21 protein-coding genes are annotated in these 23,803 nt (G+C 72.6%); 12 read left to right on the top strand and 9 right to left on the bottom strand.

Annotated features, from left to right (window positions below; all coding sequences use genetic code 11):
- Positions 1 to 13 precede the first annotated feature (13 nt).
- The 3 genes from ABZ622_RS24020 (at position 14) to ABZ622_RS24010 (ending at position 2,249) form a co-directional block, all read left to right on the top strand.
- Positions 14 to 1,165 carry an acyl-CoA dehydrogenase family protein gene (locus ABZ622_RS24020; RefSeq protein WP_360546339.1) on the top strand — a complete coding sequence of 384 codons (1,152 nt, stop codon included), beginning with the start codon at positions 14 to 16 and terminating at the stop codon, positions 1,163 to 1,165.
- A gap of 88 nt (positions 1,166 to 1,253) precedes the next feature.
- Positions 1,254 to 1,544: a YiaA/YiaB family inner membrane protein gene (locus tag ABZ622_RS24015; protein WP_360546337.1), complete on the top strand. Its 291-nt coding sequence runs from the start codon at positions 1,254 to 1,256 to the stop codon at positions 1,542 to 1,544.
- Between the two features lie 81 nt (positions 1,545 to 1,625).
- On the top strand, positions 1,626 to 2,249 hold the full coding sequence (locus tag ABZ622_RS24010) for a TetR/AcrR family transcriptional regulator (protein WP_266916958.1): 624 nt from the start codon (positions 1,626 to 1,628) through the stop codon (positions 2,247 to 2,249).
- Positions 2,250 to 2,281: 32 nt separating this feature from the next.
- Here the strand turns inward: ABZ622_RS24010 and ABZ622_RS24005 are convergent, their stop codons facing one another.
- Positions 2,282 to 2,743, bottom strand: a complete 462-nt coding sequence (locus tag ABZ622_RS24005; RefSeq protein WP_360546335.1) for a MaoC family dehydratase — start codon at positions 2,741 to 2,743, stop codon at positions 2,282 to 2,284.
- A gap of 132 nt (positions 2,744 to 2,875) precedes the next feature.
- Between ABZ622_RS24005 and soxR the strand changes: the two genes are divergently transcribed.
- Positions 2,876 to 3,349, top strand: a complete 474-nt coding sequence (gene soxR, locus ABZ622_RS24000; protein WP_360546333.1) for a redox-sensitive transcriptional activator SoxR — start codon at positions 2,876 to 2,878, stop codon at positions 3,347 to 3,349.
- Positions 3,350 to 3,565: 216 nt separating this feature from the next.
- Here soxR and ABZ622_RS23995 read toward each other — a convergent pair whose 3' ends face one another.
- Entirely contained in the window at positions 3,566 to 4,165 is a 600-nt protein-coding gene (locus tag ABZ622_RS23995; RefSeq protein ID WP_360546331.1) for a hypothetical protein, read from the bottom strand.
- A 229-nt stretch (positions 4,166 to 4,394) separates the two neighbouring features.
- Here ABZ622_RS23995 and ABZ622_RS23990 point away from each other — a divergent pair, with 229 nt between their 5' ends.
- A complete protein-coding gene (locus tag ABZ622_RS23990; RefSeq protein ID WP_360546329.1) occupies positions 4,395 to 7,217 on the top strand; it encodes a penicillin acylase family protein in 2,823 nt (940 codons plus the stop codon).
- A gap of 51 nt (positions 7,218 to 7,268) precedes the next feature.
- Here the strand turns inward: ABZ622_RS23990 and ABZ622_RS23985 are convergent, their stop codons facing one another.
- Positions 7,269 to 8,534, bottom strand: a complete 1,266-nt coding sequence (locus ABZ622_RS23985; protein ID WP_360546327.1) for a DUF1343 domain-containing protein — start codon at positions 8,532 to 8,534, stop codon at positions 7,269 to 7,271.
- A 185-nt stretch (positions 8,535 to 8,719) separates the two neighbouring features.
- On the opposite strand from ABZ622_RS23985, the gene ABZ622_RS23980 reads away from it, so the two are divergent.
- From ABZ622_RS23980 to ABZ622_RS23970, 3 genes are read left to right on the top strand one after another with little or no spacing between them, the layout of a single operon-like run.
- Positions 8,720 to 9,484 (top strand): SDR family oxidoreductase, encoded by a 765-nt coding sequence (locus tag ABZ622_RS23980; RefSeq protein ID WP_360546325.1) that lies wholly within the window; start codon positions 8,720 to 8,722, stop codon positions 9,482 to 9,484.
- Positions 9,481 to 11,139 (top strand): AMP-binding protein, encoded by a 1,659-nt coding sequence (locus ABZ622_RS23975; RefSeq protein ID WP_360546323.1) that lies wholly within the window; start codon positions 9,481 to 9,483, stop codon positions 11,137 to 11,139. The genes ABZ622_RS23980 and ABZ622_RS23975 overlap by 4 nt, the downstream gene beginning before the upstream one ends.
- A gap of 38 nt (positions 11,140 to 11,177) precedes the next feature.
- Positions 11,178 to 11,771 (top strand): TetR/AcrR family transcriptional regulator, encoded by a 594-nt coding sequence (locus tag ABZ622_RS23970; RefSeq protein WP_093541408.1) that lies wholly within the window; start codon positions 11,178 to 11,180, stop codon positions 11,769 to 11,771.
- A 36-nt stretch (positions 11,772 to 11,807) separates the two neighbouring features.
- Here the strand turns inward: ABZ622_RS23970 and ABZ622_RS23965 are convergent, their stop codons facing one another.
- Complete coding sequence (locus ABZ622_RS23965; protein WP_360546321.1) at positions 11,808 to 12,686, bottom strand: LysR family transcriptional regulator; 879 nt, start codon at positions 12,684 to 12,686, stop codon at positions 11,808 to 11,810.
- 74 nt (positions 12,687 to 12,760) lie between these two features.
- Here ABZ622_RS23965 and ABZ622_RS23960 point away from each other — a divergent pair, with 74 nt between their 5' ends.
- The gene (locus tag ABZ622_RS23960; protein WP_164495241.1) at positions 12,761 to 12,925 is read left to right on the top strand and encodes a hypothetical protein; all 165 of its coding nucleotides are present in this window, start codon (positions 12,761 to 12,763) and stop codon (positions 12,923 to 12,925) included.
- 60 nt (positions 12,926 to 12,985) lie between these two features.
- Positions 12,986 to 17,791 carry a HEAT repeat domain-containing protein gene (locus tag ABZ622_RS23955; RefSeq protein WP_360546319.1) on the top strand — a complete coding sequence of 1,602 codons (4,806 nt, stop codon included), beginning with the start codon at positions 12,986 to 12,988 and terminating at the stop codon, positions 17,789 to 17,791.
- On the opposite strand, the gene ABZ622_RS23950 is transcribed toward ABZ622_RS23955, so the two are convergent.
- Positions 17,775 to 18,989 carry an acyl-CoA dehydrogenase family protein gene (locus tag ABZ622_RS23950; RefSeq protein ID WP_360546317.1) on the bottom strand — a complete coding sequence of 405 codons (1,215 nt, stop codon included), beginning with the start codon at positions 18,987 to 18,989 and terminating at the stop codon, positions 17,775 to 17,777. The genes ABZ622_RS23955 and ABZ622_RS23950 overlap by 17 nt on opposite strands.
- 8 nt (positions 18,990 to 18,997) lie before the next feature.
- Positions 18,998 to 20,020 (bottom strand): phosphotransferase family protein, encoded by a 1,023-nt coding sequence (locus ABZ622_RS23945; RefSeq protein ID WP_360546315.1) that lies wholly within the window; start codon positions 20,018 to 20,020, stop codon positions 18,998 to 19,000.
- 151 nt (positions 20,021 to 20,171) lie between these two features.
- Between ABZ622_RS23945 and ABZ622_RS23940 the strand changes: the two genes are divergently transcribed.
- Both ABZ622_RS23940 and ABZ622_RS23935 read left to right on the top strand, forming a co-directional pair.
- The gene (locus tag ABZ622_RS23940; RefSeq protein ID WP_360546313.1) at positions 20,172 to 21,461 is read left to right on the top strand and encodes a glucarate dehydratase family protein; all 1,290 of its coding nucleotides are present in this window, start codon (positions 20,172 to 20,174) and stop codon (positions 21,459 to 21,461) included.
- 65 nt (positions 21,462 to 21,526) lie between these two features.
- Entirely contained in the window at positions 21,527 to 22,483 is a 957-nt protein-coding gene (locus tag ABZ622_RS23935; protein WP_360546311.1) for an NADP-dependent oxidoreductase, read from the top strand.
- Positions 22,484 to 22,507: 24 nt separating this feature from the next.
- On the opposite strand, the gene ABZ622_RS23930 is transcribed toward ABZ622_RS23935, so the two are convergent.
- Genes ABZ622_RS23930 through ABZ622_RS23920 form a run of 3 tightly spaced genes read right to left on the bottom strand, consistent with a single transcriptional unit; the run spans position 22,508 to position 23,776 of the window.
- Positions 22,508 to 22,819 (bottom strand): DUF202 domain-containing protein, encoded by a 312-nt coding sequence (locus ABZ622_RS23930; protein ID WP_360546309.1) that lies wholly within the window; start codon positions 22,817 to 22,819, stop codon positions 22,508 to 22,510.
- Positions 22,816 to 23,211, bottom strand: a complete 396-nt coding sequence (locus tag ABZ622_RS23925; RefSeq protein ID WP_093541392.1) for a DUF202 domain-containing protein — start codon at positions 23,209 to 23,211, stop codon at positions 22,816 to 22,818. The genes ABZ622_RS23930 and ABZ622_RS23925 overlap by 4 nt, the downstream gene beginning before the upstream one ends.
- Positions 23,212 to 23,254: 43 nt before the next feature.
- Positions 23,255 to 23,776 (bottom strand): NUDIX domain-containing protein, encoded by a 522-nt coding sequence (locus tag ABZ622_RS23920; protein ID WP_360546307.1) that lies wholly within the window; start codon positions 23,774 to 23,776, stop codon positions 23,255 to 23,257.
- Positions 23,777 to 23,803 lie beyond the last annotated feature (27 nt).

The following is a 23,803-nucleotide window of genomic DNA, read 5'->3' as shown; positions in this document are numbered from 1 at the left end:
TGGGAGTCGAAGGATGAACCTGGAGCTCAGCGAGGAGCAGGAAGCCGTCCGGCAGCTCGCCAAGGACTTCGTCGCCCGTGAGATCGCTCCGCATGTCGTGGCGTGGGACCGGGCCGAGAACGTCGACAAGTCGATCGTGAAGAAGCTGGGCGCGGTCGGCTTCCTCGGGCTGACCGTCCCCGAGGAGTACGGCGGCTCCGGCGGCGACCACCTCGCCTACTGCCTGGTCACCGAGGAGCTCGGGCGCGGTGACTCCTCGGTCCGTGGCATCGTCTCCGTCTCCCTCGGCCTGGTCACCAAGACCATCGCCGCCTGGGGCGGCGAGGAGCAGAAGCGGCACTGGCTGCCGAGGCTCACCGCGGGCGAGGCGATCGGCTGCTTCGGCCTCACCGAGCCCGGCACCGGTTCGGACGCCGGGAATCTGACGACCAGGGCCGTCCGCGACGGCGACCACTACGTCATCAACGGCAGCAAGATGTTCATCACCAACGGCACCTGGGCCGATGTGGTGCTGCTCTTCGCCCGTACCAACGACACCCCCGGCCACAGGGGCATATCCGCCTTCCTGGTCCCCACCGACACCCCCGGTCTCGGCCGCCGCACCATCCACGGCAAGCTCGGCCTGCGCGGCCAGGCCACCGCCGAGGTCGTCCTGGAGGACGTCCGGGTGCCCGCCTCCGCGCTCATCGGGCCGGAGGGCAAGGGCTTCTCCATCGCGATGTCCGCCCTCGCCAAGGGGCGGATGTCGGTCGCGGCCGGCTGTGTCGGCATCGCCCAGGCGGCCCTGGACGCCGCCGTGGGCTACGCGGGCGAGCGTGAACAGTTCGGCAAGTCCATCGCGAGTTACCAGCTCGTCCAGGAACTCATCAGCGACATCGCCGTGGACGTGGACGCCGCCCGGCTGCTGACCTGGCGGGTGGCCGACCTCGTCGACCGCGGCGAGGACTTCGCCACCGCCGCCTCCAAGGCGAAGCTCTTCGCGTCCGAGGCCGCCGTCCGCGCCGCCAACAACGCGCTCCAGGTCTTCGGCGGCTACGGCTACATCGACGAGTACCCGGTCGGCAAGCTGCTGCGCGACGCCCGGGTGATGACCTTGTACGAGGGCACCAGCCAGATCCAGAAGCTGATCATCGGCCGCGCGCTCACCGGGGTCTCCGCCTTCTGAACCGGCGGTCGATCGAACGGGCGTCTGAGTACCGGGCTGAGTAGCAGAGCGGATGTGGCGCACGCCACGTCGGTCGATGCTGGGCGCCATGAGTGAGACAGCACCGGTCAAGCAGCAGAGCACCGCCGCCTTCTACGGCCAGGCCGTCGCCTCCTTCGGGGTGGCGATGGGCGCGGTGGCTCTCGGTATCTACTTCCTCGACGCCGACGCCTGGGTCCGCGGATTCCTCGCGATCGGTGTCCTCTACCTCGTCACGTCCTGCTTCACCCTGGCCAAGGTCATCCGCGACCGCCAGGAGGCGGGCCAGATCGTCAGCCGGGTCGACCAGGCCCGGCTGGAGAAGATCCTCGCCGAGCACGACCCCTTCCAGAAGCTCTGACGATCCCGCCGGACGGACCCTAAGCGCTTGCTCAGGTTCGGGGTATGGTGTTCGTCCTGCTGACGAGAGGGGCGAGTGACGATGAGCACGGCGGAGGAGACCGACGGCGACAGTGCGCCGTGGGCCGAGGTGACGCCCGAGGCGGCCAGGCGGCTGCTCGTCGCCGCCGTCGACGCCTTCGCCGAGCGCGGGTACCACGCCACCACCACCCGCGACATCGCGGGCCGGGCCGGGATGAGTCCCGCCGCGCTCTACATCCACTACAAGACGAAGGAAGAACTGCTCCACCGGATCAGCCGGATCGGCCACGACCGCGCCCTGTTCGTCCTGGAGGCGGCCGCCGACGGCGGGGGCACGGCGGCCGAGCGGCTGGCCGAGGCAGTACGGTCCTTCGTCCGCTGGCACGCCGAGCGGCACACCACCGCCCGCGTGGTCCAGTACGAACTCGACGCCCTCGGTGAGGAGCACCGCACCGAGATCGTCGAACTGCGGCGCAGGAGCGACGCGGTGGTGCGCCGGATCATCGGCGAGGGCGTGCAGGCGGGGGAGTTCGACGTCCCCGACGTGCCGGGCACCACGCTCGCCGTGCTCTCGCTCTGCATCGACGTGGCGCGCTGGTTCAACGCGCAGGGCAGCCGGACGCCGGACGAGGTCGGCGAGCTCTACGCCGACCTCGTGCTGCGCATGGTCGCGGCCAAGCGGTAGCGGGCCGCGTCCCCGGAAGCGGCGGCGCGTCCTCAGAAGTAGTAGCGCGACACCGACTCGGCCACGCAGACCGGCTTGTCGCCGCCCTCGCGCTCCACCGTGACGACGGCGGTGACCTGCACCCCGCCGCCGGCCTCCTCGACGCTCTTCAGGACGGCCGACGCGCGCAGCCGCGAGCCCACCGGCACGGCGGACGGGAAACGGACCTTGTTCGTCCCGTAGTTGATGCCCATCTTCATGCCCTCGACCCGCATGATCTGCGGTACGAGCGCCGGCAGCAGCGAGAGCGTGAGATAGCCGTGCGCGATCGTCCTGCCGAACGGTCCGGCGGCGGCCCGCTCCGGGTCCACGTGGATCCACTGGTGGTCACCGGTGGCCTCGGCGAAGAGGTCGATCCGCTTCTGCTCGATCTCCAGCCAGTCGCTGTGCCCCAGCTGCTCGCCCACTCCGTCGCGCAGCTCCTGCGCGGACGTGAAGATCCTCGGCTCTGCCATGTCCCTGGTCCCTGCCTTTCCAGCTCCGGGCCGTCCCTCATCACGCTGTCTAAGCGCTTGCTCAGCATGGTTGGCGGGTGCGTTCCTGTCAACGACGGACCCGGTCCGAGGCGGGCCAGTAGGGTTGGAGGGGTGCCCCAGATCCCACAGACGCTCCATGAACTCACGGTCGGACAGCTCTCCGCGCGCAGCGGCGCCGCTGTTTCCGCGCTGCACTTCTACGAGGCCAAGGGCCTGATCAGCAGCCGCCGTACCAGCGGCAACCAGCGCCGCTACACCAGGGACGCGCTGCGCAGGGTGGCGTTCATCCGCGCGGCGCAGCGGGTCGGCATCCCGCTCGCCACCATCCGGGACGCCCTCGGCGAACTCCCCGAGGAGCGCACCCCCAACCGCGACGACTGGGCACGGCTCTCCGAGGCCTGGCGCTCCGAACTGGACGACCGCATCGCGCGGCTGGCGCGGCTGCGGGACCATCTCACCGACTGCATCGGCTGCGGCTGCCTGTCGCTGGAGAACTGTGTGCTCTCCAACCCGGACGACGTCTCCGGCCGGCAGATCAGCGGCTCGCGCCTGATGCCGGAGCGCCCGTCGGCCGGGCGCCCGTAGACCGGGCGCCCGTAGACCGGGCGTCTGTGGACCGGGCGTCTGTGGACCGGGCGTCTGTGGACCGGGCGTCCGTGGGCAGGGTGTCCGTAGGTCGGGCGTCCGTGGCCCGAGCCTCCGTGGGTCGGGGGTCTGTAGGCCGAGCCTCCGTGGACCGGTGTGCGCCGGGCGTCCGTGGGCCGGTCCCCCCTTGGGCCCGTCGGCCCGTCCCGGCCCGGGTCACGCCGCCGAGGCCAGATCCCGTCGTCCCGCGTTGCGGGCCTTGGCCAGCGCCGCCGGGGTGAGTACCGGCTGCGGCACCACGATCCCGCAGTCCGTGCAGACCGGGCCCGACCACGGCTCGTGGAGCCAGCGGAGGCCGGCGCCCGCGCACACCGGGCAGGCCGTGCCGGGGGCCGACTCCAGCGCCGCGATCAGCCGGCGCAGCACCTCGGCGAGCGGCCGGGAGGGATGCACCGCCGGGTCCTCGCAGCGGGCGACCCCGTTGCCGCCCCAGGTGCGCCGGTGCCAGTCGTCGAACGCGCCGGGCCGGCGCAGCCCGTCGTGCTTCTCCCGCCTGCGGCGCTCGGCGAACCCGGTCTCGTAACCCAGCCAGACCGCCCGCGCCGCCTCCAGTTCGTCCAGTGCGCGCATCAGCCGCGCCGGATCGGGGGACCGGTCCTCGGGCCCGATGCCGTGCCGCACACACAGATGGTCCCAGGTCGCTCGATGTCCGTAAGGGGCGAACCTCTCCAGGCACTTGCGCAGCGAATACCGCCGCAGTGCCAGATCGCTCCGTGGATCGCGGACCTGTCTCGCAAGACTCCGGAATCCCGCCACCGCACCGTCACCTCCGTCGCTCGTACTTCGGCGTCGTGGAATGGACGTACGGCCGCCCCGTTCGGATCCCGCGAAGGCCGATGTTGTCCGGAATTCGGCGCGGTCCAACACCGCGGCGCCAGGGCGGACGTCGCCATGTGACGATTCGGAAAAGGTGACGGTTGCTCACCTTACCGACGGGTCATACCGCCAGTAACCTCCGGCGCACAGGCCTCTCGGAGGAGCACGCATGCCCCCACGCACCGTCAAGTCCAGAGCCGCCGCCGTCGCGGCGGTTCTCGCGCTCGGCACCACCCTGCTCGCGGCCTCGCCGCAGGCCGGCGCCACGGAACCCGGCCCCGTCACCGACTACTGCCAGGGGCAGTGCGACGACATTCTGCCGCCCGGCGAGAACGGGAACGCCACCCTCGTCGACATCCTCGGCAACAAGGCGTTCGGTACACACCCGGCCCACAGCGACGACCAACTCGACCGCTACAACGGCCTGGTGGCCGGGCACTCGGGTCTCACCGACCAGAAGCTGACCGATTTCTTCAACGACGCCTCGTTCGGTGTGCCGAAGGACCGGATCGAGTCCGTCGTCTCGCCCCGCGACGACGTCACCATCACCCGTGACAAGGCGTCCGGTGTCCCGCACATCAAGGGCACCACCCGCTATGGCACCGAGTTCGGCGCCGGATTCGCCGCCGGGCAGGACCGGCTCTGGCTGATGGACCTCTTCCGCCACATCGGACGCGGCGAGCTGACCTCGTTCGCCGGCGGCGCCCTCGCCAACCAGGGCCTGGAGCAGCAGTTCTGGCCGCAGGCCCCGTACACCGAGGAAGACCTCGAAGCCCAGGTCGAGCAGATCAGGACCCACGAGGGCGCCCGCGGCGAACAGGCCATGGCCGATGCCCAGGCGTATGTCGACGGCATCAACGCCTACCGGGAGAAGTCCAAGAAGGGCCGCTACTTCCCGGGCGAGTACGTCCTCACCGGAAAGATCGACGCCATCACCAACGCCGGTGAGATCCAGCCGTTCGAGCTGACCGACCTGATCTCCATCGCCTCGGTCGTCGGCGGCCAGTTCGGCGGCGGCGGTGGCGGGGAGGTGCAGGCGGCGCTCTCACTGCTCGCGGCCCAGCAGAAGTACGGCGTCGCCGAAGGCACCAAGGTCTGGGAGTCCTTCCGCCAGCGCGAGGACCCCGAGGCCGTACTGACGATCCATGACGGCACCTCGTTCCCCTACGCGGGCAAGCCCGACAAGGCGCGCGGCACCGCGCTGCCCGACGCCGGATCCGTCACCGCGGAACCCCTGATCCACGACCGCACCGGCTCCGCGGGTACCGACAGGAAGGCACCGGTCAAGGCCCCGGGCGCGCTCAAGAAGGCGCAGGGGATCTACGACGACGGCGTCATACCCGAGGGCTCACTTCCGGGTTCCGGCTCCGGCGCCCAGAAGCGCGGCATGTCCAACGCCCTGCTGGTCTCCGGGAAGCACACCGCGAGCGGAAACCCCGTCGCCGTGTTCGGGCCGCAGACCGGCTACTTCGCCCCGCAGCTGATGATGCTCCAGGAACTCCAGGGGCCGGGCATCAGCGCCCGCGGCGTCTCCTTCGCCGGTGTCGGCATGTACATCCAGATGGGCCGTGGCCAGGACTACGCCTGGAGTGCCACCTCGGCGGGTCAGGACATCACCGACACCTACGCCGTCGAGCTGTGCGAGCCCGACGGCACCAGGCCCACCAAGGACTCCACGCACTACCTCTACCGCGGCAGCTGCACCGCCATGGAGACCCTGGAGCACACCAACTCCTGGAAGCCGACCGTCGCCGACTCCACCGCGAAGGGCTCCTACCGGATGCAGGTCCGGCGCACCGGCTACGGCATCGTCACCCACCGCGCCACCGTGGGCGGCAAGCCCGTCGCGTACACCTCGCTGCGCACCACCTACCGGCACGAGGCCGACTCGATCATCGGCTTCCAGATGCTCAACGACCCGTCGTACGTCAAGGACGCCGCCACCTTCCAGCAAGCGGCGAGCAACATCGACTACGCCTTCAACTGGTTCTACGCCGACTCCCGCACCGCCGCCTACTACAACAGCGGCATGAACCCGGTGCGCGCGCCGGGCGTCGACCCGGCGCTGCCGGTGCGGGCCGAGCGGGCCTACGAATGGCAGGGGTACGAGCCGGCCGCCAACACCGCCGCGTACACCCCGTTCGCCGAACACCCGCACTCCAGCGGGCAGGACTACTACATCTCCTGGAACAACCGGCAGGCCAAGGGGTACGCCGCCGCCGGCTTCGGTCTCGGTGCCGTGCACCGGGGCGATCTGCTGGACGACCGGGTGGCGAAGCTGGTCGAGGAGGGCGGGGTGACCCGGGCGTCCCTCACCCGGGCGATGGCCGAGGCCGCCGTCACCGATCTGCGCGGCGAGCAGCTGCTGCCCGAACTGCTGAAGGTGATCCGCTCCCGTCCGGTGACCGATCCCGAACTGAACAGCGCCGTCCAGCAGTTGGAGTCCTGGCGGGCTGCGGGCTCGGAGCGCAGGGAGAGCAGTCCCGGCTCGCACACGTACACCCACGCCGACGCGGTGCGGCTCATGGACGCGTGGTGGCCGAAGCTGGTCGAGGCCGAGTTCAGGCCGGGGCTCGGCGACGGCCTGTACGGAGCGCTGACCGACAGCCTCGCCACCGACGAGTCCCCGGCGGCGAGCCACGGGCCGAGCGGGGCGCACAGCGGATCCGCGTTCCAGTACGGCTGGTGGGGCTTCGTGGACAAGGACCTGCGCCAGGTCCTGGGGCAGCCGGTCAAGGGGCCGCTGGCCAGGACGTACTGCGGCAACGGCGATCCGGACAGCTGCCGCGACGCACTGCTCGCGTCGCTGAAGCAGGCCGTGGCCCAGCCGGCCACGGAGGTCTATCCCGGGGACGACAACTGCGAGGCGGGCGCGCAGTGGTGCTCCGACTCGATCGTCCACCGGCCGCTCGGCGGGATCGGACAGAAGGCGATCCACTGGCAGAACCGGCCGACGTACCAGCAGGTGGTGGAGTTCCCGGCGCACCGCTAGGAACCGGCCGGCCGGGCGGGCCCGCACTCGACGGGCCCGCCCGGCCCCACCTCACCGGTACTGGAGGTACCGCTTGCGCACGGCCCGGAACGCGGCCAGGTCCTGCGCCCAGGCGCCGACGACCTCATCCGTGTCCGCGCCCGCGTCGATCATCGTGCGGACCCGGGTGTTGCCGGTGAGCTTGTCGATCCAGTTGTCCGCGCGCCACTCGAACCCGCTCCAGGTCCGCTTCGCCGTCACCAGCAGCGCGATGCCGGTGCGTACCGGGTCGAAGACCTCGCGGTCCTGGACGTGCAGTTGCACCCCGCCGACGGTCTTTCCCTGGAACTTGGAGAACGTCGGCGCGAAGTACGCCTCGCGGAACGCGACCCCGGGCAGGTCCAGCGCGTTCGCGGCCGCCGCCCAGCGGTGGTCGATGCCCTCGGCGCCGAGCAGTTCGAACGGGCGGGTGGTGCCGCGCCCCTCGGAGAGGTTGGTGCCCTCGAACAGGCAGGTCCCCGAGTAGACCAGCGCCGTGTCCGGCGTCGGCATGTTGGGGCTCGGCGGCACCCAGGGCAGTCCGGTCGTGTCGAAGAAGCCCGAGCGCTTCCAGCCGGACATCTTCACGATGCGCAGGTCCACCGGCCGTTCGGCCAGGAATTGGGCGTTGAAGAGCAGGGCCAGCTCGGTGACGGTCATGCCGTGCGCCTGCGCGATCTCCCGGCGGCCGACGAAGGTGCCGAACGCCGGGTCGAGCACCGGACCGAGCGCCGCCCGCCCGGTCACCGGGTTCGGCCGGTCCAGGACGACGAACCGCTTCCCCGCGAGAGCGGCCGCCTCCATGCAGTCGTACAGCGTCCAGATGTACGTGTAGAAGCGGGCGCCCGCGTCCTGGATGTCGAAGACCACAGTGTCCACGCCGGACGCGGTGAAGACGTCGGCGAGCGGCTGCCCGCTCTTCAAGTACGTGTCGTAGACCGGGAGTCCGGTCGCCGGGTCGTCGTAGCGCCCCTCCGAACCGCCCGCCTGCGCGGTGCCGCGGAAACCGTGCTCGGGCCCGAAGACGGCGATCAGCTCCACCCGCTCGTCCGGGTGCATCACATCGACGATGTGGCGGACGTCGGAGGTGATCCCGGTCGGATTGGTGACGATCCCGACCTTCTCGCCCTTCAGCAGTGCGTAGCCGTCCGCCGCCAGCCGGTCGAAGCCGGTACGGACCCGGCGGTTCCCGTTGTTCCGGGCGGGCGCTGCGGTCGCGGCCCCGGTCCCGGCGGCCGTCGCCGCGAGGGCCCCCACCGCACCGCCGGCGGCCAGCAAACCACGTCTGGACAGGCTCATCGGGCTACCTCCATGATCGCGACGTCTGTCATGGTCACGCACGCTAGCGCGCGTTCGGGCCATACGGAACGAGCCGGACGGGACGGTTGCGACAGGAGTGGCGCCGGGGCGGTGTCCACCCCTTCCGCTCCGGCATACCGACTGGTTAGTCTGCCAGGGCAGTCGGCTGAGAGAGGCGGGACCCGATGAGTGCGGTGCAGGGCGCGGGCGTGGTGGTCACAGGGGCCGGAGGCGGCATCGGAGCCGCGCTGGCCCGCCGGTTCGCCGCGGAGGGTGCGCGGGTCGTGGTCAACGACCTCGACGAGGCGAGGATCAAGACGCTGGCCGAGGAGATCGGCGCCGTCGCCGTCGCCGGAGACGCCTCGCGGATCGTGGACGCCGCCAGGGACGCGCTCGACGGCACCGTCGACATCTACTGCGCCAACGCCGGCCTCGCCTCGCCCGGCGACGTCTTCGCGGACGAGGAGGTCTGGGCCGCCGCCTGGGACGTCAATGTGATGGCCCATGTCCGCGCGGCCAGGGCGCTGCTGCCCGACTGGCTGGAGCGCGGCAGCGGCCGCTTCGTCTCGACCGCGTCCGCCGCCGGGCTGCTGACGATGATCGGCGCGGCCCCGTACAGCGTCACCAAGCACGGCGTCGTCGCCTTCGCCGAATGGCTCTCGCTCACCTACCGCCACCGCGGCGTCAAGGTCCACGCGATCTGCCCGCAGGGTGTGCGTACGGACATGCTCACCGCCGCCGGATCGGCCGGGGAACTGGTCCTCGCCCCCAGCGCCATCGAGCCCGAGGCGGTCGCCGACGCGCTCTTCGACGCCATGGCCGAGGACCGGTTCCTCGTCCTGCCGCACCCCGAGGTCGCCGGGTACTACCGGGCCCGGAGCAAGGACACCGACCAGTGGCTCGGCAGCATGAACCACCTTCAGCAGAAGTGGGAGGAGACCGGCGCATGACCGATTCCATCTACGCGGCCAGGCCCTGGACCGCCTTGCTCAGCGAGGCCCAGCGGGCCCCCGTCCACCCGGCCGCGAGCCTCGTGCACGCCTTCCGGGACTCGGTCGCCCGCAGCCCCGGGCACCCCGCGCTCGCCTACTTCGACGGACGCCTGAGCTACCGCGAGACCGACGCGCTCTCCGACTCGGTGGCCGGCCATCTCGCCGCCGAGGGGCTGGAGCGCGGCGCCCGGGTCGCGATCATGCTGCAGAACACCCCGCAGTTCGTGATCGCGCTGCTCGGCGCCTGGAAGGCCGGCGCCACGGTCGTCCCGCTCAACCCGATGTACAAGTCCGGCGAGGTCGGCCACGTACTGAAGGACGCCGAGGTCGCCGCACTGATCTGCGCGGACTCGGCCTGGGAGGCCTATCTGCGGGACACCGCGGCCGGTGCCCCGACGGTACGGACCGTCCTCACCACCAGCGAGCTGGACCTCCAGACGCAGAACGACGCACGCGTGCTCGGCTTCGAGCGGCTGCCCGTGCCGGGTGACGCCGACGACCTGGTCGCCGTCGCCCGCCGGGGCATCAGGGCCCCCGAGGGCCGCGAACCCGCCGCCGCCGACGTGGCGCTGATCAGCTACACCTCCGGGACCAGCGGCACCCCCAAGGGCGCCATGAACTCCCACGGCAACATCATGGTCAACGCCGAGCGCCAGCGGACCGGGCACCCCGTCGCCGAGGGCTCCTCCTACTTCGCGCTCGCCCCGCTCTTCCACATCACCGGCATGGTGTGCCAGCTGGCCGCCTGCCTCACCAACGCGGGCACCCTCGTCCTCGCGTACCGCTTCCACCCGGGCGCCGTCCTCGAAGCCTTCGCCGAGCACCGCCCCGCCTACACCGTGGGCCCGTCCACCGCCTTCATGGCCCTCGCCGCCCACCCGGACGCCACCCCCGAGCACTTCGCCTCCTTCCGGGTGATCTCCTCGGGCGGGGCGCCGCTGCCGCCCGCGCTGGTGGAGAAATTCCGGGCGGGCTTCGGCCCGTACATCCGCAACGGCTACGGCCTCACGGAGTGCACCGCCCCGTGCGCCTCCGTGCCGCCGGAGCGCGAAGCCCCCGTCGACCCGGTCTCCGGGACGCTGTCGGTCGGTGTCCCGGGCCCCGACACGGTGGTCCGGATCCTCGACGAGAGCGGCGCGGAGGTCCCCTTCGGCGAGCAGGGCGAGATCGCGGTCCGCGGCCCGCAGGTCGTGTCCGGCTACTGGCGGCTGCCCGAGGCCACCGCCGCCGCCTTCCCGGACGGCGAGCTGCGCACCGGCGACATCGGCTTCATGGACAGCGCGGGCTGGCTCTACGTCGTCGACCGCAAGAAGGACATGATCAACGCCTCCGGCTTCAAGGTCTGGCCGCGCGAGGTGGAGGACGTCCTCTACACCCATCCGGCGGTCCGGGAGGCGGCCGTTGTCGGCGTCCCCGACCCCTACCGCGGCGAGACCGTCCGCGCCTACGTCAGCCTGCGGCCAGGCGCCTCGGCCGGGCCGGAGGAGCTGAGCGCGTACTGCAAGGAACGGCTCGCCGCGTACAAGTACCCGCGTGAGGTCGAGATCCTGACCGAACTCCCGAAGACGGCGAGTGGGAAGATCCTCAGGCGGGAACTGCGTTCCCCCAGCTAGACCGGATCACGCACAGTACTGAGGGAAGGTGGCGGCACATGGCCAAGGCGACGGACGGGGACACGGCTCCCGTCCCTCAGCGGCTGCTGGCCGCCGCCACCCGGCTCTTCGCCGAGCAGGGCTACGACCGCACCTCGGTCCAGGAGATCGTCGAGGCGGCAGGCGTCACCAAGGGGGCGCTCTACCACTACTTCGGCTCCAAGGAAGACCTCCTCCAGGAGGTCTACGCCCGGGTGCTGCGCCTCCAGCAGGAGCGCCTCGACGCCTTCGCCGACGCCGACGCCCCGGTCGAGCAGCGGCTGCGCGACGCCGCGGCGGACGTGGTCGTCACCACCATCGAGAACCTCGACGACGCCTCGATCTTCTTCCGGTCCATGCACCACCTGAGCCCGGAGAAGAACAAACAGGTCCGGGTGGAGCGGCGCCGCTACCACGAGCGTTTCCGGGCCCTGGTGGAGGAGGGGCAGCGCAGCGGAGTGTTCTCCACCGCCACCCCGGCCGACCTGATCGTCGACTACCACTTCGGTTCGGTCCACCACCTGTCCACCTGGTACCGGCCCGACGGCCCGCTCAGCCAGCAGGAGGTCGCCGACCACCTGGCCGACCTGCTGCTGCGCGCGCTGCGCCCCTGATCCGGCTCCGAGCGGCTCCGCCCCCCTCCGCCGTCGTTACGGGGCACCGCCCGTCAGCCGGTCCAGGAGCGCTTCCGCCGCAGGGTTGCGGGGCCGGGGCGCACGCCCGGCCAGAACCACGGTCCGGCCCGGCTCCGGCCGGCGGATGCGCACGCACGGCAGCCCCGCGTCCTCGCCGATCCGCCGGGGCACGATCGCCACGCCGATGCCGGCCCGTACGAGATCGACGAGCAGCCGGATCTGGGTGACGTCGCAGGTGATCCGGCGCTCCAGCCCGCAGTGCGCGGCCAGTCTCCGCACCGCGGTCTCCAGTCCGGTGCCCGCCCGGAAGTCCACGAACGGCTCGTCGCGCAGGTCCTGGACCAGGGTGCGCCCGGCGGTCGCCAGCCGGTGGCCCGGCGCGGTGATCAGCACCAGCTCCTCGTGCCAGGTCGCGAACCCGGCGATGCCGTCGGGGAGTTCGGCGGCATCCGGCGCGAGATAGGCGAGATCCAGCTCACCGGCCCGCAGCTCCGCGACCAGCTCCGGTGTCGTCGCCTCGCGCAGCGAGATCTGCACCCCGGGCCACAGCCGGTGGTACGCGGCCAGCTCGGCCGCCAGATCCACGCAGGTCAGAGTCTGTATGGTGCCGATCCTGACCCGGCCGGTCACCAGCCCCGCCACGGCCGCCACCGCGTCCCGTGCCGCCTCGGTCCCGGCGAGCACCGACCGGGCGGCCGGCAGCAGTGCCCGGCCCGCCTCGGTGAGGATCACCCGCCGGCCGGTCCGGTCGAACAGCTCGGCCCCCAGCTCCCGTTCGAGATTGCGCACCGAGGTGCTCAGCGCGGACTGCACGATCAGCTCGGCACGGGCGGCGGCGGTGAAACCGCCGTGCGTGACGACCGCCAGGAAGTGGCGGAGTTGGCGTAGCTCCATCCATCCACGTTATCGATCGCAGCCAGCTGATCCATCTGTTGGACCGATCACGGATGCGGGCCGAAGCTGGAGGTATGACTCACATCCAGCCGTCCGCACATGTCCCCGCGCTCTGGACCGCGGCGTACGGTCCGCACCACTCGCCGGCCGTACGGTTCGCCGCCCGGTGCCTGCTGCGGGTGAGGGCCTTCGTCCGGGAGCTGGCGCTGGCGGACCACGTGGGGTTCGGCGGCTACTGAGAGCGGGCCCGGGGCCGAACCCGTTGGTGGGGCCGGAGCGCGCGCGGTTAGCATCCGACGATGCAGACACCGGCCGACGAACAGTTGCACGACGCCTCGGGCCGGGCCGCAGCAGCCCTGCCCGGCGGGCTCCCGGACGCGCGGGACCGCACACCGGAGAGACTGCGGCATCTGCTCGGGCACGAGGACCCCGGGCAGCGTCAGCTGGGGCTGGTCCTGCTCACCGAGCGCGTCGCGGAGTACCCCCCGTCCGACGACGTGGAGCCGGCCGACCTCGCCCGGCTGCTGCCCCGGTCGCTGACGGGACTGCCGGAGGCGGATCTCCTCCTGGCCGGGCTGTACGAGGAACTCGGCCACCACCTGAGGGGCCGTCCCCGGCCGGCTTGGCGCACGGCCGGGCCACTGCCGGTGCGGGTACGGATCGCGTGGCTGCGCGCCGATCTGCTCCACGACCCCGCGGTGCTCCGCGACGAGACCCCCGGTGAACTCCTGTACCAGGCCGTGCGGGAGCTGAGCATCACCGCCGCGCACCGGCCGGCGCAGCTCGTGGACGAACTGGCGGACAGCGGCGACCCGGTGCTCCAGGCCGAGGCGGTACGGCTGGCCCGGCAGGGGCTGCACGCCGCACTGCTGGCCCCGACGCTGGTCCGGGAGGACCTGATCGGCCTGCTGGGAGCCGACAGCGCCCCGGTGGTCGCCGGCGCGCTGGGCGAACTCGCCGAACCGTGGGCGGCGACGGATCCCTTGCCGCCCGGCCTCCTCGCCCCGTTCCTCGCCGCCGCCCCGGCCCGGGAGCCGGGCGGGGCACGCGAGGAGGGTGCTGTGCGGGCACGCGAGGAGGGTGCTGTGCGGGAACGGGCAGAGGGTGCTGTGCGGGATCCGGCAGAGGGTGCTGTGCGGGATCCGGGCGAGGAAGCCGCGGAGGAGGGCGTGGTGCGGGTGTGGCCCGCGGTGGTCGACGCCGCCCTCGCGGCCGCCGCGCGCCATGGCCACCGGGACCTGCTGCGCCGGGTCGTCGACGACCCCGGACTTCCGCCGGGTCCTCGCCGACGCGGGATGGAACTGCTCGGCGACCTGGCGGACCGCGACGACATCGGCGAGCTCACGGCCGTCGCCGCACGCGATCCCCTGCTGTTCGGCGGTCCGGCCGTGACCTGTCTGCGCGGTCTCCACCGGCGCGGGCACTTTCCGGACGATCCGGACGTCCCCGCCGTCATCGGCCTGGCCCTGTCCGACCACTCGATTCCGCCCCGCGACGTGGCGACGGTCCTCTTCACCTCCCGGAAGGAAACGTTCCGCGTACTGACGGAGGCGCCGGCCGACGATCCCGGCTGGCCGCGACGGCTCGCCCTGCTGGTCGCCCTGGCCGGGCAGGGGGCCGGCGAGCTCCCGATCGGGGACGCGATCGCACACCTGCTTCCCTCCGCACCGGCACCCGGACCGTTCCTCGACGCGATCCGCGAACTGCGTCACGAGGACGCCGAAGAGGCCGTGATCGCCCTGCTGCCCACCGCCCCGGCCGCGGCCCTGGACACGCTGGAGGCGATCGGCGGGGACCGGACGGTACTGGCCCTGCGCGAGGGGCTGGGCCTCACCACGGACGGGACGGCGCCCCATCTGCGCCCCGTACGGAGCCGCGCCCTCGAACTGCTGTGGCTGCTGAACCGCGATCCGGCGCTCCGCCACGAGCTCCTCGTACGGCTCGACCCCGTCGAGCTGCCGCCGCGCATCGCCGCCGACCTCGGCGGCCCGGACGAGCGGGAACTGGCCCTGCTCCGCTCCCACCTGGACCCGGACGAGCCGGTGGCGGCGCTGTGCCGGCTGGCGGCCCACGGCACCGCGGGCACCCTCCCGGCCATCGCCGACCTGCTGCTGCGCATCGTGGCCGAGCAGGCCGCGTCGGGGGAGCCGGGCGCGCCCGGCCGGACGGGCGAGTACGGGCAGCCGGCCGGTGAGCCGGTGGTGCCGCAGGAAGTCCTGGACGCGGTGGGCGCCCTGGGCCGCAGGCTGCACGAGCGGGGCGCGATCCGGCCGGTCTGTCTGCTCGGCGCCGAGAACGCGCGGGACGCCGGGAACGCACTCCTCGCGACCATCGCACTGGATCTGCTGGACCGGCCCGGACTGCTGGACAGCGAGCAGGCGATCCTGCTCGAACTGCTGCTCAGGGCCCCCTGGACGGGCACCCGCGCCCGGGTGCACCGGCTGCTGCGCCACCGCGACCGGCACGTACGCAAGCACGTCATCGCCCTGCTCGCCCGCGACGCCACGGGGGAGGACGCCGAGGCCCTGTCGGCGACGCTGATCGCGCTGACCACCGCGCCGGACATCCAGACCGTCCGGCAGGCACTGCTCGCCCTGGGCCACGCCCGCGCCCACTGGGCGAGCAGCGCTATCTCCGCGTGCCTCGACCATCCGAACATGAACATCAGGAAGACGGCGGCCGAGGCGCTGGTCCGCGCGGGCACCCCGGCGGCGCTCCCGAAGCTCCTCTTCCGGCTCGGACACGACGAGAACCTCGCTCTGCGCGACAGAATCTCCGAGGCCCTGCACGCCGTCCTCGGTGACGCCTACGCGGCCACGATCGTCGCCGCCGCCGAGCACAGCCGGGACGACAGCACCCGTGAACTGCTGCTGAAGCGTCTCCACGGCACCCTTGCCGCACGCTCGGTCCTCGCGCTGCACGACCAGGAGTCACCGGCGGCGGTCACGCTGCTCACGCTGGTGGCGTCCCGCCGGATCGGACTGGCCTCCGGCACGATGCAGGACCTGGCGACAGCCATGGCCGCGCACGGGATCGCCGCACCGGCCGCCGAGCAGCCTCCGTCGGTGGCCGACGAGGCGGACCGTGACATCAGGGCGCTGGTGGCGGGGGGCTGGAACCCGGCGGTCGCGCTGCGCGTCGCCGAACGGGACGGGCCGCCCGGCCACGACCGGACGGCACAGCTCCGGCCGATGCTGGCCGACTGGCTCCGGCTCGCCGGCTCCCGTCCGGGACCTGGGGGCGGGGCCGTGCGGAACAAGGTGGTGCGGTTCGCGCTGCGGATCTGCGCCGAGCCCCGCGACGACGCCGAGCTGGCGGCCTTCGCCAGGTCCGCCCCGGTCCTGCTGGACGCGCTCGCCGACGCCCGGGACGAGGACCGGCACGACCTGATCGCCGTACTCGAAGCGGTCGCGCCGCTGCTGACGGCCACCGGAAGAACGGCCGCCGTCGCCGCCGTACGGGCACTGCGCCCCGCACCCGCGACGCCGAGCCGGTCCACGCTGACGCTGCTGCGCCGCCTCGGTGCGGTGCCGGTCCGCGCCGACCTCGACCGTGCCCTCGCGGGCGCCCGGCTCGGCGCCGACCCCTGGCAGGCCGAGACCGCCGTGCTGCGGGAGGCCTTCGCCATACCGGAGAGGGCCGCCGCGCCCCTACCCACCGGAACCCGGGCATGGCGGGCCGCGCTGGACGAGGCGGTCCGCACCCCGGGCGCATGGGAGGAGTTCCGCGGGCGGGACGACGGCGCGGTCCCCTCGCGGGACCGGCTGACCGCCCTGATCGAGGTTCACCGGCGTGCCGATACCCGGGTCCGGGCCGGACTGCTCGACTGGATGACGCTGATCCAGCCCATCGACGCGCCGCCCTGGACCATCGCCGAGACCGCCCACGCGCCGACTCCGCCACCACGACGGGTACGCGACGACGACCTCGACCAGCCCCGTTCGGCGGCCTTGCGGGAGCGGCTGCTGGCCATGCTGAGATCGGCCGCCGCCGACCGCAGGGAGACCGCCGCCCTGGCGCTGGCGCGGTGGCCCGAACCGGAGGCCCGGCTGCCGGTGCTGCGCGCGTACCTCCGCGGCCGGGTCGACCTCCGCTGCGGCACCGACCTGGCCCGCGAACTGGGCGCTCTCGACGAGACGGAGCTCCGGGGCGACGACATCCGGCGTGACAGGGTGGCGCGAGCGGCCGCCCGACTCGACCCGTGGGAACTGGAACGGCTGGTCCCGCTGCTGCTGGAGTGGTGGGAGCAGGCTCCGCCCGCCGTGGCCCCCGCGGTCGCCGACGCGTTGCGCGCGTACCCCGCCGACGCACTGGCCGGGGCCCTGAGCGACCGCCTCGACGCCGGCGCCTGGGGCTTCCTGGACCTGCTCGTCGGCCGCCCGCTCCTGCGCACCCCCGCACTGACGCGGACCCGCCGACGCCTGCGTACCGAAGGGCGCGACGAACTCGCCGGCCGGCTCCTGCTCGTCGAGGGGCCACTGCGCGGGCCGGACGCCGGGCGGCAGGACGCGGCGGCTCTGGCAGCCCTCCGTGACCGTGGCACGGCGGTACCCGCCGGAACCGGGCGGCGCCCGACCCGGCGGGAACTGCTGGACCTGGCCGCAACCGGCGCACCGGAGCAGATCTGCCGGGCGCTCACCGAACTGGCCGGGACACACACCGGCCCGGAGCCGGACGAGGACCCGCAACTCCTCGATCTGCTGGGCGAGTTGCTCACGCATCCCCGGTCCAAGGTCCGCCTGCGGGCCCACCGCGCCTCACGGACGATGCTCGGCCGGCCGACCCACCTGCGCCACACCGAGCTCCTCCTGGACGACCCGATTCCGGACGTCGTGCGCATGGCGATCCGTACGCTCTGCCGGGCGGGTTGGGGCCCCGCGCTCCCCGCCGTGACGGGACTGCTCGGGCACCCGCATCCCGTCGTGCGCGAGACGGCGGCCGACGGGCTCGTCGAGATGGGCGGGCCGGCGGTCCCCGCCCTCCGCAGGGCCGCCGCCCACGCCCGGCCCGACCGGCGCACCCGCTACACCGACGTACTGGACCGGATCAGGGCCGGTGAGAACCAGGGCCCGCCCATGGAGCCCGGCCCTACACGTACCGCTTGATCTCCCGCCGGGCCAGCGACCGCTGGTGCACCTCGTCCGGGCCGTCCGCCAGCCGCAACGTCCGGGCCGCCGCCCACAGTTCGGCCAGCGGGAAGTCCTGACTCACCCCGCCCGCGCCGTGCAGCTGCACCGCCCGGTCGAGGATGTCGACCACCGCCCGCGGGGTGGCGATCTTGATGGCCTGGATCTCCGTGTGCGCGCCCCGGTTGCCCACCGTGTCCATCAGCCATGCCGTCTTCAGCACCAGCAGCCGCAGCTGCTCCACCGTGACCCGGGCGTCCGCGATCCAGTTCTGCACGACGCCCTGCTGGGCGAGCGGCTTGCCGAAGGCCGTACGGGACACCGCCCGCCTGCACATCAGCTCGATGGCCCGCTCGGCCATGCCGATCAGCCGCATGCAGTGGTGGATCCGGCCCGGCCCGAGCCGCGCCTGGGCGATGGCGAAGCCGCCGCCCTCCTCGCCGATCAGATGCGCGGCCGGCACCCGCGCGTCGGTGAACACGACCTCCGCGTGACCGCCGTGGTAGTGGTCCTCGTACCCGTACACCCGCATCGCGCGGCGCACTTCGAGGCCGGGAGTGTCGCGGGGGACCAGGATCATCGACTGCTGGCGGCGGATGTCCGGGTCGTCGGGGCCGGTCTTGCCCATCACGATGAAGATCTCGCAGTCCGGGTTCATCGCCCCGGAGATGTACCACTTGCGGCCGTTGATGACGTAGTCATCGCCGTCGCGCGTGATCCGGGTCTCGATGTTCGTCGCGTCCGACGAGGCGACCTCGGGCTCCGTCATCGCGAACGCCGAGCGGATCTCCCCGGCCAGCAGCGGCTCCAGCCAGCGCTTCTTCTGCTCGTCCGTGGCGAACTGGAAGAGCACCTCCATGTTCCCGGTGTCCGGGGCCGCGCAGTTGAGCGCGGTCGGCGCCAACTGCGGGGAACGGCCGGTGATCTCGGCCAGCGGTGCGTACTGGAGGTTGGTCAGCCCGGCCCCGTACTCGGCGTCGGGCAGGAAGAGGTTCCACAGACCCTGCCTGCGCGCCTCGGCCTTCAGGTCCTCGACGACCCGCGGCGTGTCCCACGGGGAGGCCAGCAGTGCGCGCTGCTCGTCCGCGGTCTTCTCGGCCGGGTACACGTACTCGTCCATGAAGGCGAGCAGCCTGCCGCGCAGCTCTTCGGTGCGGGCGTCGAATGCGAAGTCCATGGGGGTGATCAGCCTTCCTGGAGGGTGGTGAGGCCGTGCTCGATGAAGACGGGGACGAGATCGCCGATGCGGTCGAAGCCGGCGCCGACGGTCTGGCCCAGGGTGTAGCGGTAGTGGATGCCCTCCAGGATCACGGCGAGCTTGAACCAGGCGAACGCCGTGTACCAGGAGATGGCGGAGGTGTCCCGGCCGGAGCGGGCGGCATAGCGCTCGATCAGCTCGGCGGGGGAGGGGTGGCCCGCCGCGCCGCTGGTGGTGGAGACCGGCGAATCGGCCAGGCCGAGGTCGGAGCTGTACATCACCAGCAGGCCGAGGTCGGTCAGCGGGTCGCCGAGCGTCGACATCTCCCAGTCGAGCACGGCCTTGATCTCGTCGTCCGGGCCGATCAGGACGTTGTCCAGGCGGTAGTCGCCGTGCACGACGGTGGGTGCCGGGGAGACGGGCAGTTCGCGCCCGAGAGCCCCGTGCAGCTCGTCGATGCCGGGCAGCTCGCGGCCCCGCGAAGCGGCCAGCTGCTTGCCCCAGCGGCGCAGCTGCCGGTCGAGGAAGCCCTCGGGCCGCCCGAAGTCCCCGAGCCCGACGGACGCGGGGTCCACGGAGTGCAGTGCGACCAGGGTGTCGACGAGCCCGAGGACCGCTTCCCGGGTGCGCTCGGCGCCCAGCGGGGCGAGCTGCTCGGCGGTGCGGTACGGGGTGCCCTCGACGTACTCCATGACGTAGAAGGGCGCCCCGACGACCGAGTCGTCCTCGCAGAGCAGCACCGGTTCGGGTACCGGAACGGCCGTCGGGTGCAGGGCGCTGATCACCCGGTGCTCGCGCTTCATGTCGTGCGCGGTGGCCAGCACGTGGCCCAGCGGGGGCCTGCGGACGACCCAGCGGCCGGTGCCGTCCGTGACGACGTACGTCAGGTTCGACCGGCCGCCCTCGACGACCCGGGCTTCGAGCGGTCCGTTCACCAGGCCCGGCCGCTCGCGGTCGAGATGCCCGCGCAGCCGGTCGAGGTCGAGGCCTGGCGGGTGGACTGGGCTCATCGTGCGCACCTCCGGGGGTGAAGACGGTCGGAGACCATCATGCCGACCAGTCGGTATGTCGTCCAGTGGGCGCCCGGGATCCAGCGACCGGACTCGGCCCCGGCTTGGCCGGAGTCTGGCGTTCAGTCGTATCTCTGAATAAGGTTCACGTATGAATACAGTGCTGCTGATCGACGAAGTCCGGCTGACTCCGATCCTGATAGCCGACCCGCCGCTGCTCAACACCCAGGGCGTCCACCAGCCCTACACCCCGCGGCTCATCGTCGAGGTCGTCACCCGCGGCGGAGTCACCGGCATCGGCGAGACGTACGGGGACGGCAAGTACCTCGAACTCGCCCGGCCGCTCGCCACCGCCCTTGCCGGACGCCCGGTCAGCGATCTGAACGGCCTGTTCGCCCTGGCCGACGAGGTGTGCGGCGATTCACGCGCGGCCGACGACCGGGTCGACGCCGGCGGGCTGCGCGGCGTCCAGACCGCCGACAAGCTCCGGCTCTCCGTCGTCTCCGGCTTCGAGGTCGCCTGCCTGGACGCGCTGGGCAAGTCCCTCGGCCTGCCCGTGCACGCCCTGCTCGGCGGGAAGGTCCGCGACCGCGTCGAGTACAGCGCCTATCTCTTCTACCGCTGGGCCGCCCACCCCGAGGGCGGCGAGAGGGACGACTGGGGCGCCGCCCTCGACCCGGCCGGCGTCGTCGCCCAGGCCCGGCGCTTCGCCCGCGAGTACGGCTTCTCCTCCTTCAAGCTCAAGGGCGGGGTCTTCGAACCCGACCGGGAGATCGCCGCGATCCGTGCCCTGGCCGAGGAGTTCCCCGGACAGCCGCTGCGCCTGGACCCCAACGGAGCCTGGTCCGTGGAGACCTCGCTGTACGTCGCCGAGCAGTTGAAGGACGTACTCGAATACCTGGAGGACCCGGCGAGCGGCACGGACCTGATGGCCGAGGTCGCCGCCGGCGCCGGCGTACCGCTGGCCACCAACATGTGTGTGACCACCCTCGCCGAGGTGCCGGAGGCCTTCGCCCGGGGCGCCGTGCAGGTGGTCCTCTCCGACCACCACTACTGGGGCGGGCTGCACCGCACCCGTGAACTGGCCGGGATCTGCCGCACCTTCGGCGTCGGACTCTCCATGCACTCCAACACCCACCTCGGCATCAGCCTCGCCGCGATGACCCAGGTCGCGGCCACCGTGCCCAACCTGGACTACGCCTGCGACAGCCACTACCCCTGGCAGACCGAGGACGTCATCACCGCCCGTCACGTCTTCGAGGACGGCCGGCTCACCGTGTCCGACGCGCCCGGCCTCGGCGTCGAACTCGACCGCGAACGCCTGGCCGCACTCCACCGGCGCTGGCTCGACGACGACGGCACGATGCGCGAGCGCGACGACGCGGCCGCCATGCGCAAGGCCGAGCCGGAGTGGCGGACACCGGCGATCCCGCGCTGGTGACGCCCCCGCCGCACGGGCGGCGGGCCTGAGTTGCGGGTGCCCGGACCCGCACCGATGGTCGGGGCATGAAGGCGATCAGCTACAGCGGGTACGGCGGGGCCGAGGTGCTGGAGTACGGCGAGCGGCCCGACCCCAGGGTCGGCCCGGACACCGTCCTGGTGAAGGTGCGGGCCGCGGCGGTCAATCCGGTCGACTGGAAGGCCCGCGAGGGCTACCTGGACGCCGCGCTGGAGGCCGTGTTCCCGGTGATCCCCGGCTGGGACGTGTCCGGCGTCGTCGTGCAGCCCGGGGCGGCCGTCGACGAGTTCTCGGTCGGCGACGAGGTCATCGGCTATGTGCGGGAGGACTTCCTCAGCCGGGGCACCCTCGCCGAGTACGTCGCCGCCCCCGTGCGCACCCTGGCCCGCAAACCGCTGAGCCTCAGCTTCGAGGAGGCGGCCGGACTGCCGCTGGCCGGTCTCACCGCCTACCAGGTCCTGTACCGCACCCTGCGGATCAGGGCGGGCGAGACGGTCCTCGTCCACGCGGCGGCCGGCGGGGTGGGCTCCTTCGCGGTCCAGCTCGCCCGGCACACGGGCGCCCGTGTCATCGGCACCGCGAGCGAGCACAACCACGAGTACGTCCGGCAGCTCGGCGGCGAACCGGTGGCCTACGGGGACGGCCTCGCCGACCGGCTGCGGGCCCTGGCCCCGGACGGCATCGACGCCGCGTTCGACACCGTCGGCGGGGAGGCGCTCCGGGTCTCCGCCGAGGTGCTGAGGTCCGGGGGCCGACTGGCCTCCGTCGCGGACGGCGAGGTCCTCGCGTACGGCGGCCACTACGCCTACGTACGCCCGGACGCGACCGACCTCACCCATCTGGCCGAACTGGCCGAACAGGGCATCGTCTCGGTCCATGTGGAGCGGGTCTTCCCGCTGGAACGGGCGGCGGACGCCTACCGGCTCAACGAACAGGGGCGCACCCGCGGCAAGATCGTCGTCACCGTGGACTGGGAGGTCCCGGACCTCGGCCCGGACGCCTGACGGCCCCGCGTCCGGGAACCCGGGTCAGAACAGCATGGCCGCGGCGAACACCGCGAGCGCGACCGTGCACGCCGCCGCCGTCAGCGCGCCGCGTGCCGACAGCGGGCGCGGCCGCGCGGTCCCCATCCCGAGCACCCGCAGATGTGCCACCCGCAGGAAACCCAGCCAGGCCAGCGCGCTCAGCGACACCGCCACGATCGCGGCCGGGTCCGCCCCGCCGTGCAGCGCCTGCCTGACCGCCAGCAGCGCCACCACCGTGCACGACAGCGTCGTACGCCGCCAGGCCAGCCGGGTCCGTTCGGGCTGCAGCCCGGGGTCGCGACCCGGCGTGGTCACCGGCCCTCCCAGCCGAAGAGGACCACCACCACCATCGCCACGGCGACGACCCCGACGGCCAGTCCGAGCAGGGTCGGGAACCGCGAGACCGGCAGGTCCTCGCCGCGCCGCATCGCCCGCTCGCACCGCACCCAGTGGTTGACCGCCCGCAGCGCGCACAGCACCCCGGCCGCCAGCAGCGCGAGCGCCAGACCGGCCCGGATGCCCCACGCCAGCTCCGGCAGGAACTGGTCGACCGCGAACCCGCCGCCGATCAGCGCCAGAGCCGTCCGGATCCAGGCGAGGAAGGTCCGCTCGTTGGCGAGCGAGAACCGGTAGTCCGGGGTGTCGCCCTCGTCGCGGATGCGCTGCGGCGCGAACCACAGCCGCAGGCTCTGTACGAACTCGTTCACGCGTGAACCTTATCTGCCGTTTTGTGGATTCCGGACGCCGCGCTCAGGAGGCCGCTCCGCCCGCCCGGAAGGCGCGCATCCGCTGGTACGCCGCCAGGCCGTCCGGCACCCACTCCCAGTCGCCGATCCGCCGGGCCAGCTCGTCATCGGTGAGGAAGGTGTGCCAGGCGACCTCTTCTGCCTGCGGGTTCACCGGCAGCTCGCACCGTACCCGGTAGACGTACGACCACCAGGAGTGCCCGGCGCTCTCGTAGAGGAACTTGAAGAGCGGCTCCGGCCGGGGGAGCCCGGAGACCCCCAGCTCCTCCTCGGCCTCCCGCAGCGCCGCCTCGTCGTACGACTCACCGGCGCCGACCACCCCGCCGACGAACATGTCGTAGTGCGACGGGAAGACCAGCTTGTCCGGCGTCCTGCGGTGGACGAAGAGCCGGCCCTCCGCGTCCCGGGCCTCGATGAAGACACAGCGATGGCGAAGGCCCCGCGCGGTGGCCTCACCGCGCGGGGCCTGCCCCACGACCACGTCGTTCTCGTCGACGATGTCCAGGATCTCGTCAGAAGGAGTCATGCTCCTCATCCAACATCAGGCCATCGC

Origin of the sequence: Streptomyces sp. NPDC007164, assembly GCF_040634135.1 — a bacterium.
In the GTDB taxonomy this organism is placed as follows: Bacteria; Actinomycetota; Actinomycetes; order Streptomycetales; family Streptomycetaceae; genus Streptomyces; species Streptomyces sanglieri.
This window is presented reverse-complemented; position numbering and strand designations above follow the sequence as displayed.

Bases quoted from the DNA above. Each gene is read 5' to 3' on its own strand.
- ABZ622_RS24015 (WP_360546337.1), top strand. From the start codon at position 1,254: ATGAGTGAGACAGCACCGGTCAAGCAGCAGAGCACCGCCGCCTTCTAC.
- ABZ622_RS24005 (WP_360546335.1), bottom strand. From the start codon at position 2,743: ATGGCAGAGCCGAGGATCTTCACGTCCGCGCAGGAGCTGCGCGACGGA.
- ABZ622_RS23940 (WP_360546313.1), top strand. From the start codon at position 20,172: ATGAATACAGTGCTGCTGATCGACGAAGTCCGGCTGACTCCGATCCTG.
- ABZ622_RS23945 (WP_360546315.1), bottom strand. From the start codon at position 20,020: ATGAGCCCAGTCCACCCGCCAGGCCTCGACCTCGACCGGCTGCGCGGG.
- ABZ622_RS23965 (WP_360546321.1), bottom strand. From the start codon at position 12,686: ATGGAGCTACGCCAACTCCGCCACTTCCTGGCGGTCGTCACGCACGGC.
- ABZ622_RS23990 (WP_360546329.1), top strand. From the start codon at position 4,395: ATGCCCCCACGCACCGTCAAGTCCAGAGCCGCCGCCGTCGCGGCGGTT.
- ABZ622_RS23975 (WP_360546323.1), top strand. From the start codon at position 9,481: ATGACCGATTCCATCTACGCGGCCAGGCCCTGGACCGCCTTGCTCAGC.
- ABZ622_RS23985 (WP_360546327.1), bottom strand. From the start codon at position 8,534: ATGAGCCTGTCCAGACGTGGTTTGCTGGCCGCCGGCGGTGCGGTGGGG.
- ABZ622_RS24020 (WP_360546339.1), top strand. From the start codon at position 14: ATGAACCTGGAGCTCAGCGAGGAGCAGGAAGCCGTCCGGCAGCTCGCC.
- ABZ622_RS23955 (WP_360546319.1), top strand. From the start codon at position 12,986: ATGCAGACACCGGCCGACGAACAGTTGCACGACGCCTCGGGCCGGGCC.
- ABZ622_RS23970 (WP_093541408.1), top strand. From the start codon at position 11,178: ATGGCCAAGGCGACGGACGGGGACACGGCTCCCGTCCCTCAGCGGCTG.
- ABZ622_RS23980 (WP_360546325.1), top strand. From the start codon at position 8,720: ATGAGTGCGGTGCAGGGCGCGGGCGTGGTGGTCACAGGGGCCGGAGGC.
- ABZ622_RS23935 (WP_360546311.1), top strand. From the start codon at position 21,527: ATGAAGGCGATCAGCTACAGCGGGTACGGCGGGGCCGAGGTGCTGGAG.
- ABZ622_RS23960 (WP_164495241.1), top strand. From the start codon at position 12,761: ATGACTCACATCCAGCCGTCCGCACATGTCCCCGCGCTCTGGACCGCG.
- ABZ622_RS23950 (WP_360546317.1), bottom strand. From the start codon at position 18,989: ATGGACTTCGCATTCGACGCCCGCACCGAAGAGCTGCGCGGCAGGCTG.
- ABZ622_RS24010 (WP_266916958.1), top strand. From the start codon at position 1,626: ATGAGCACGGCGGAGGAGACCGACGGCGACAGTGCGCCGTGGGCCGAG.
- ABZ622_RS23920 (WP_360546307.1), bottom strand. From the start codon at position 23,776: ATGACTCCTTCTGACGAGATCCTGGACATCGTCGACGAGAACGACGTG.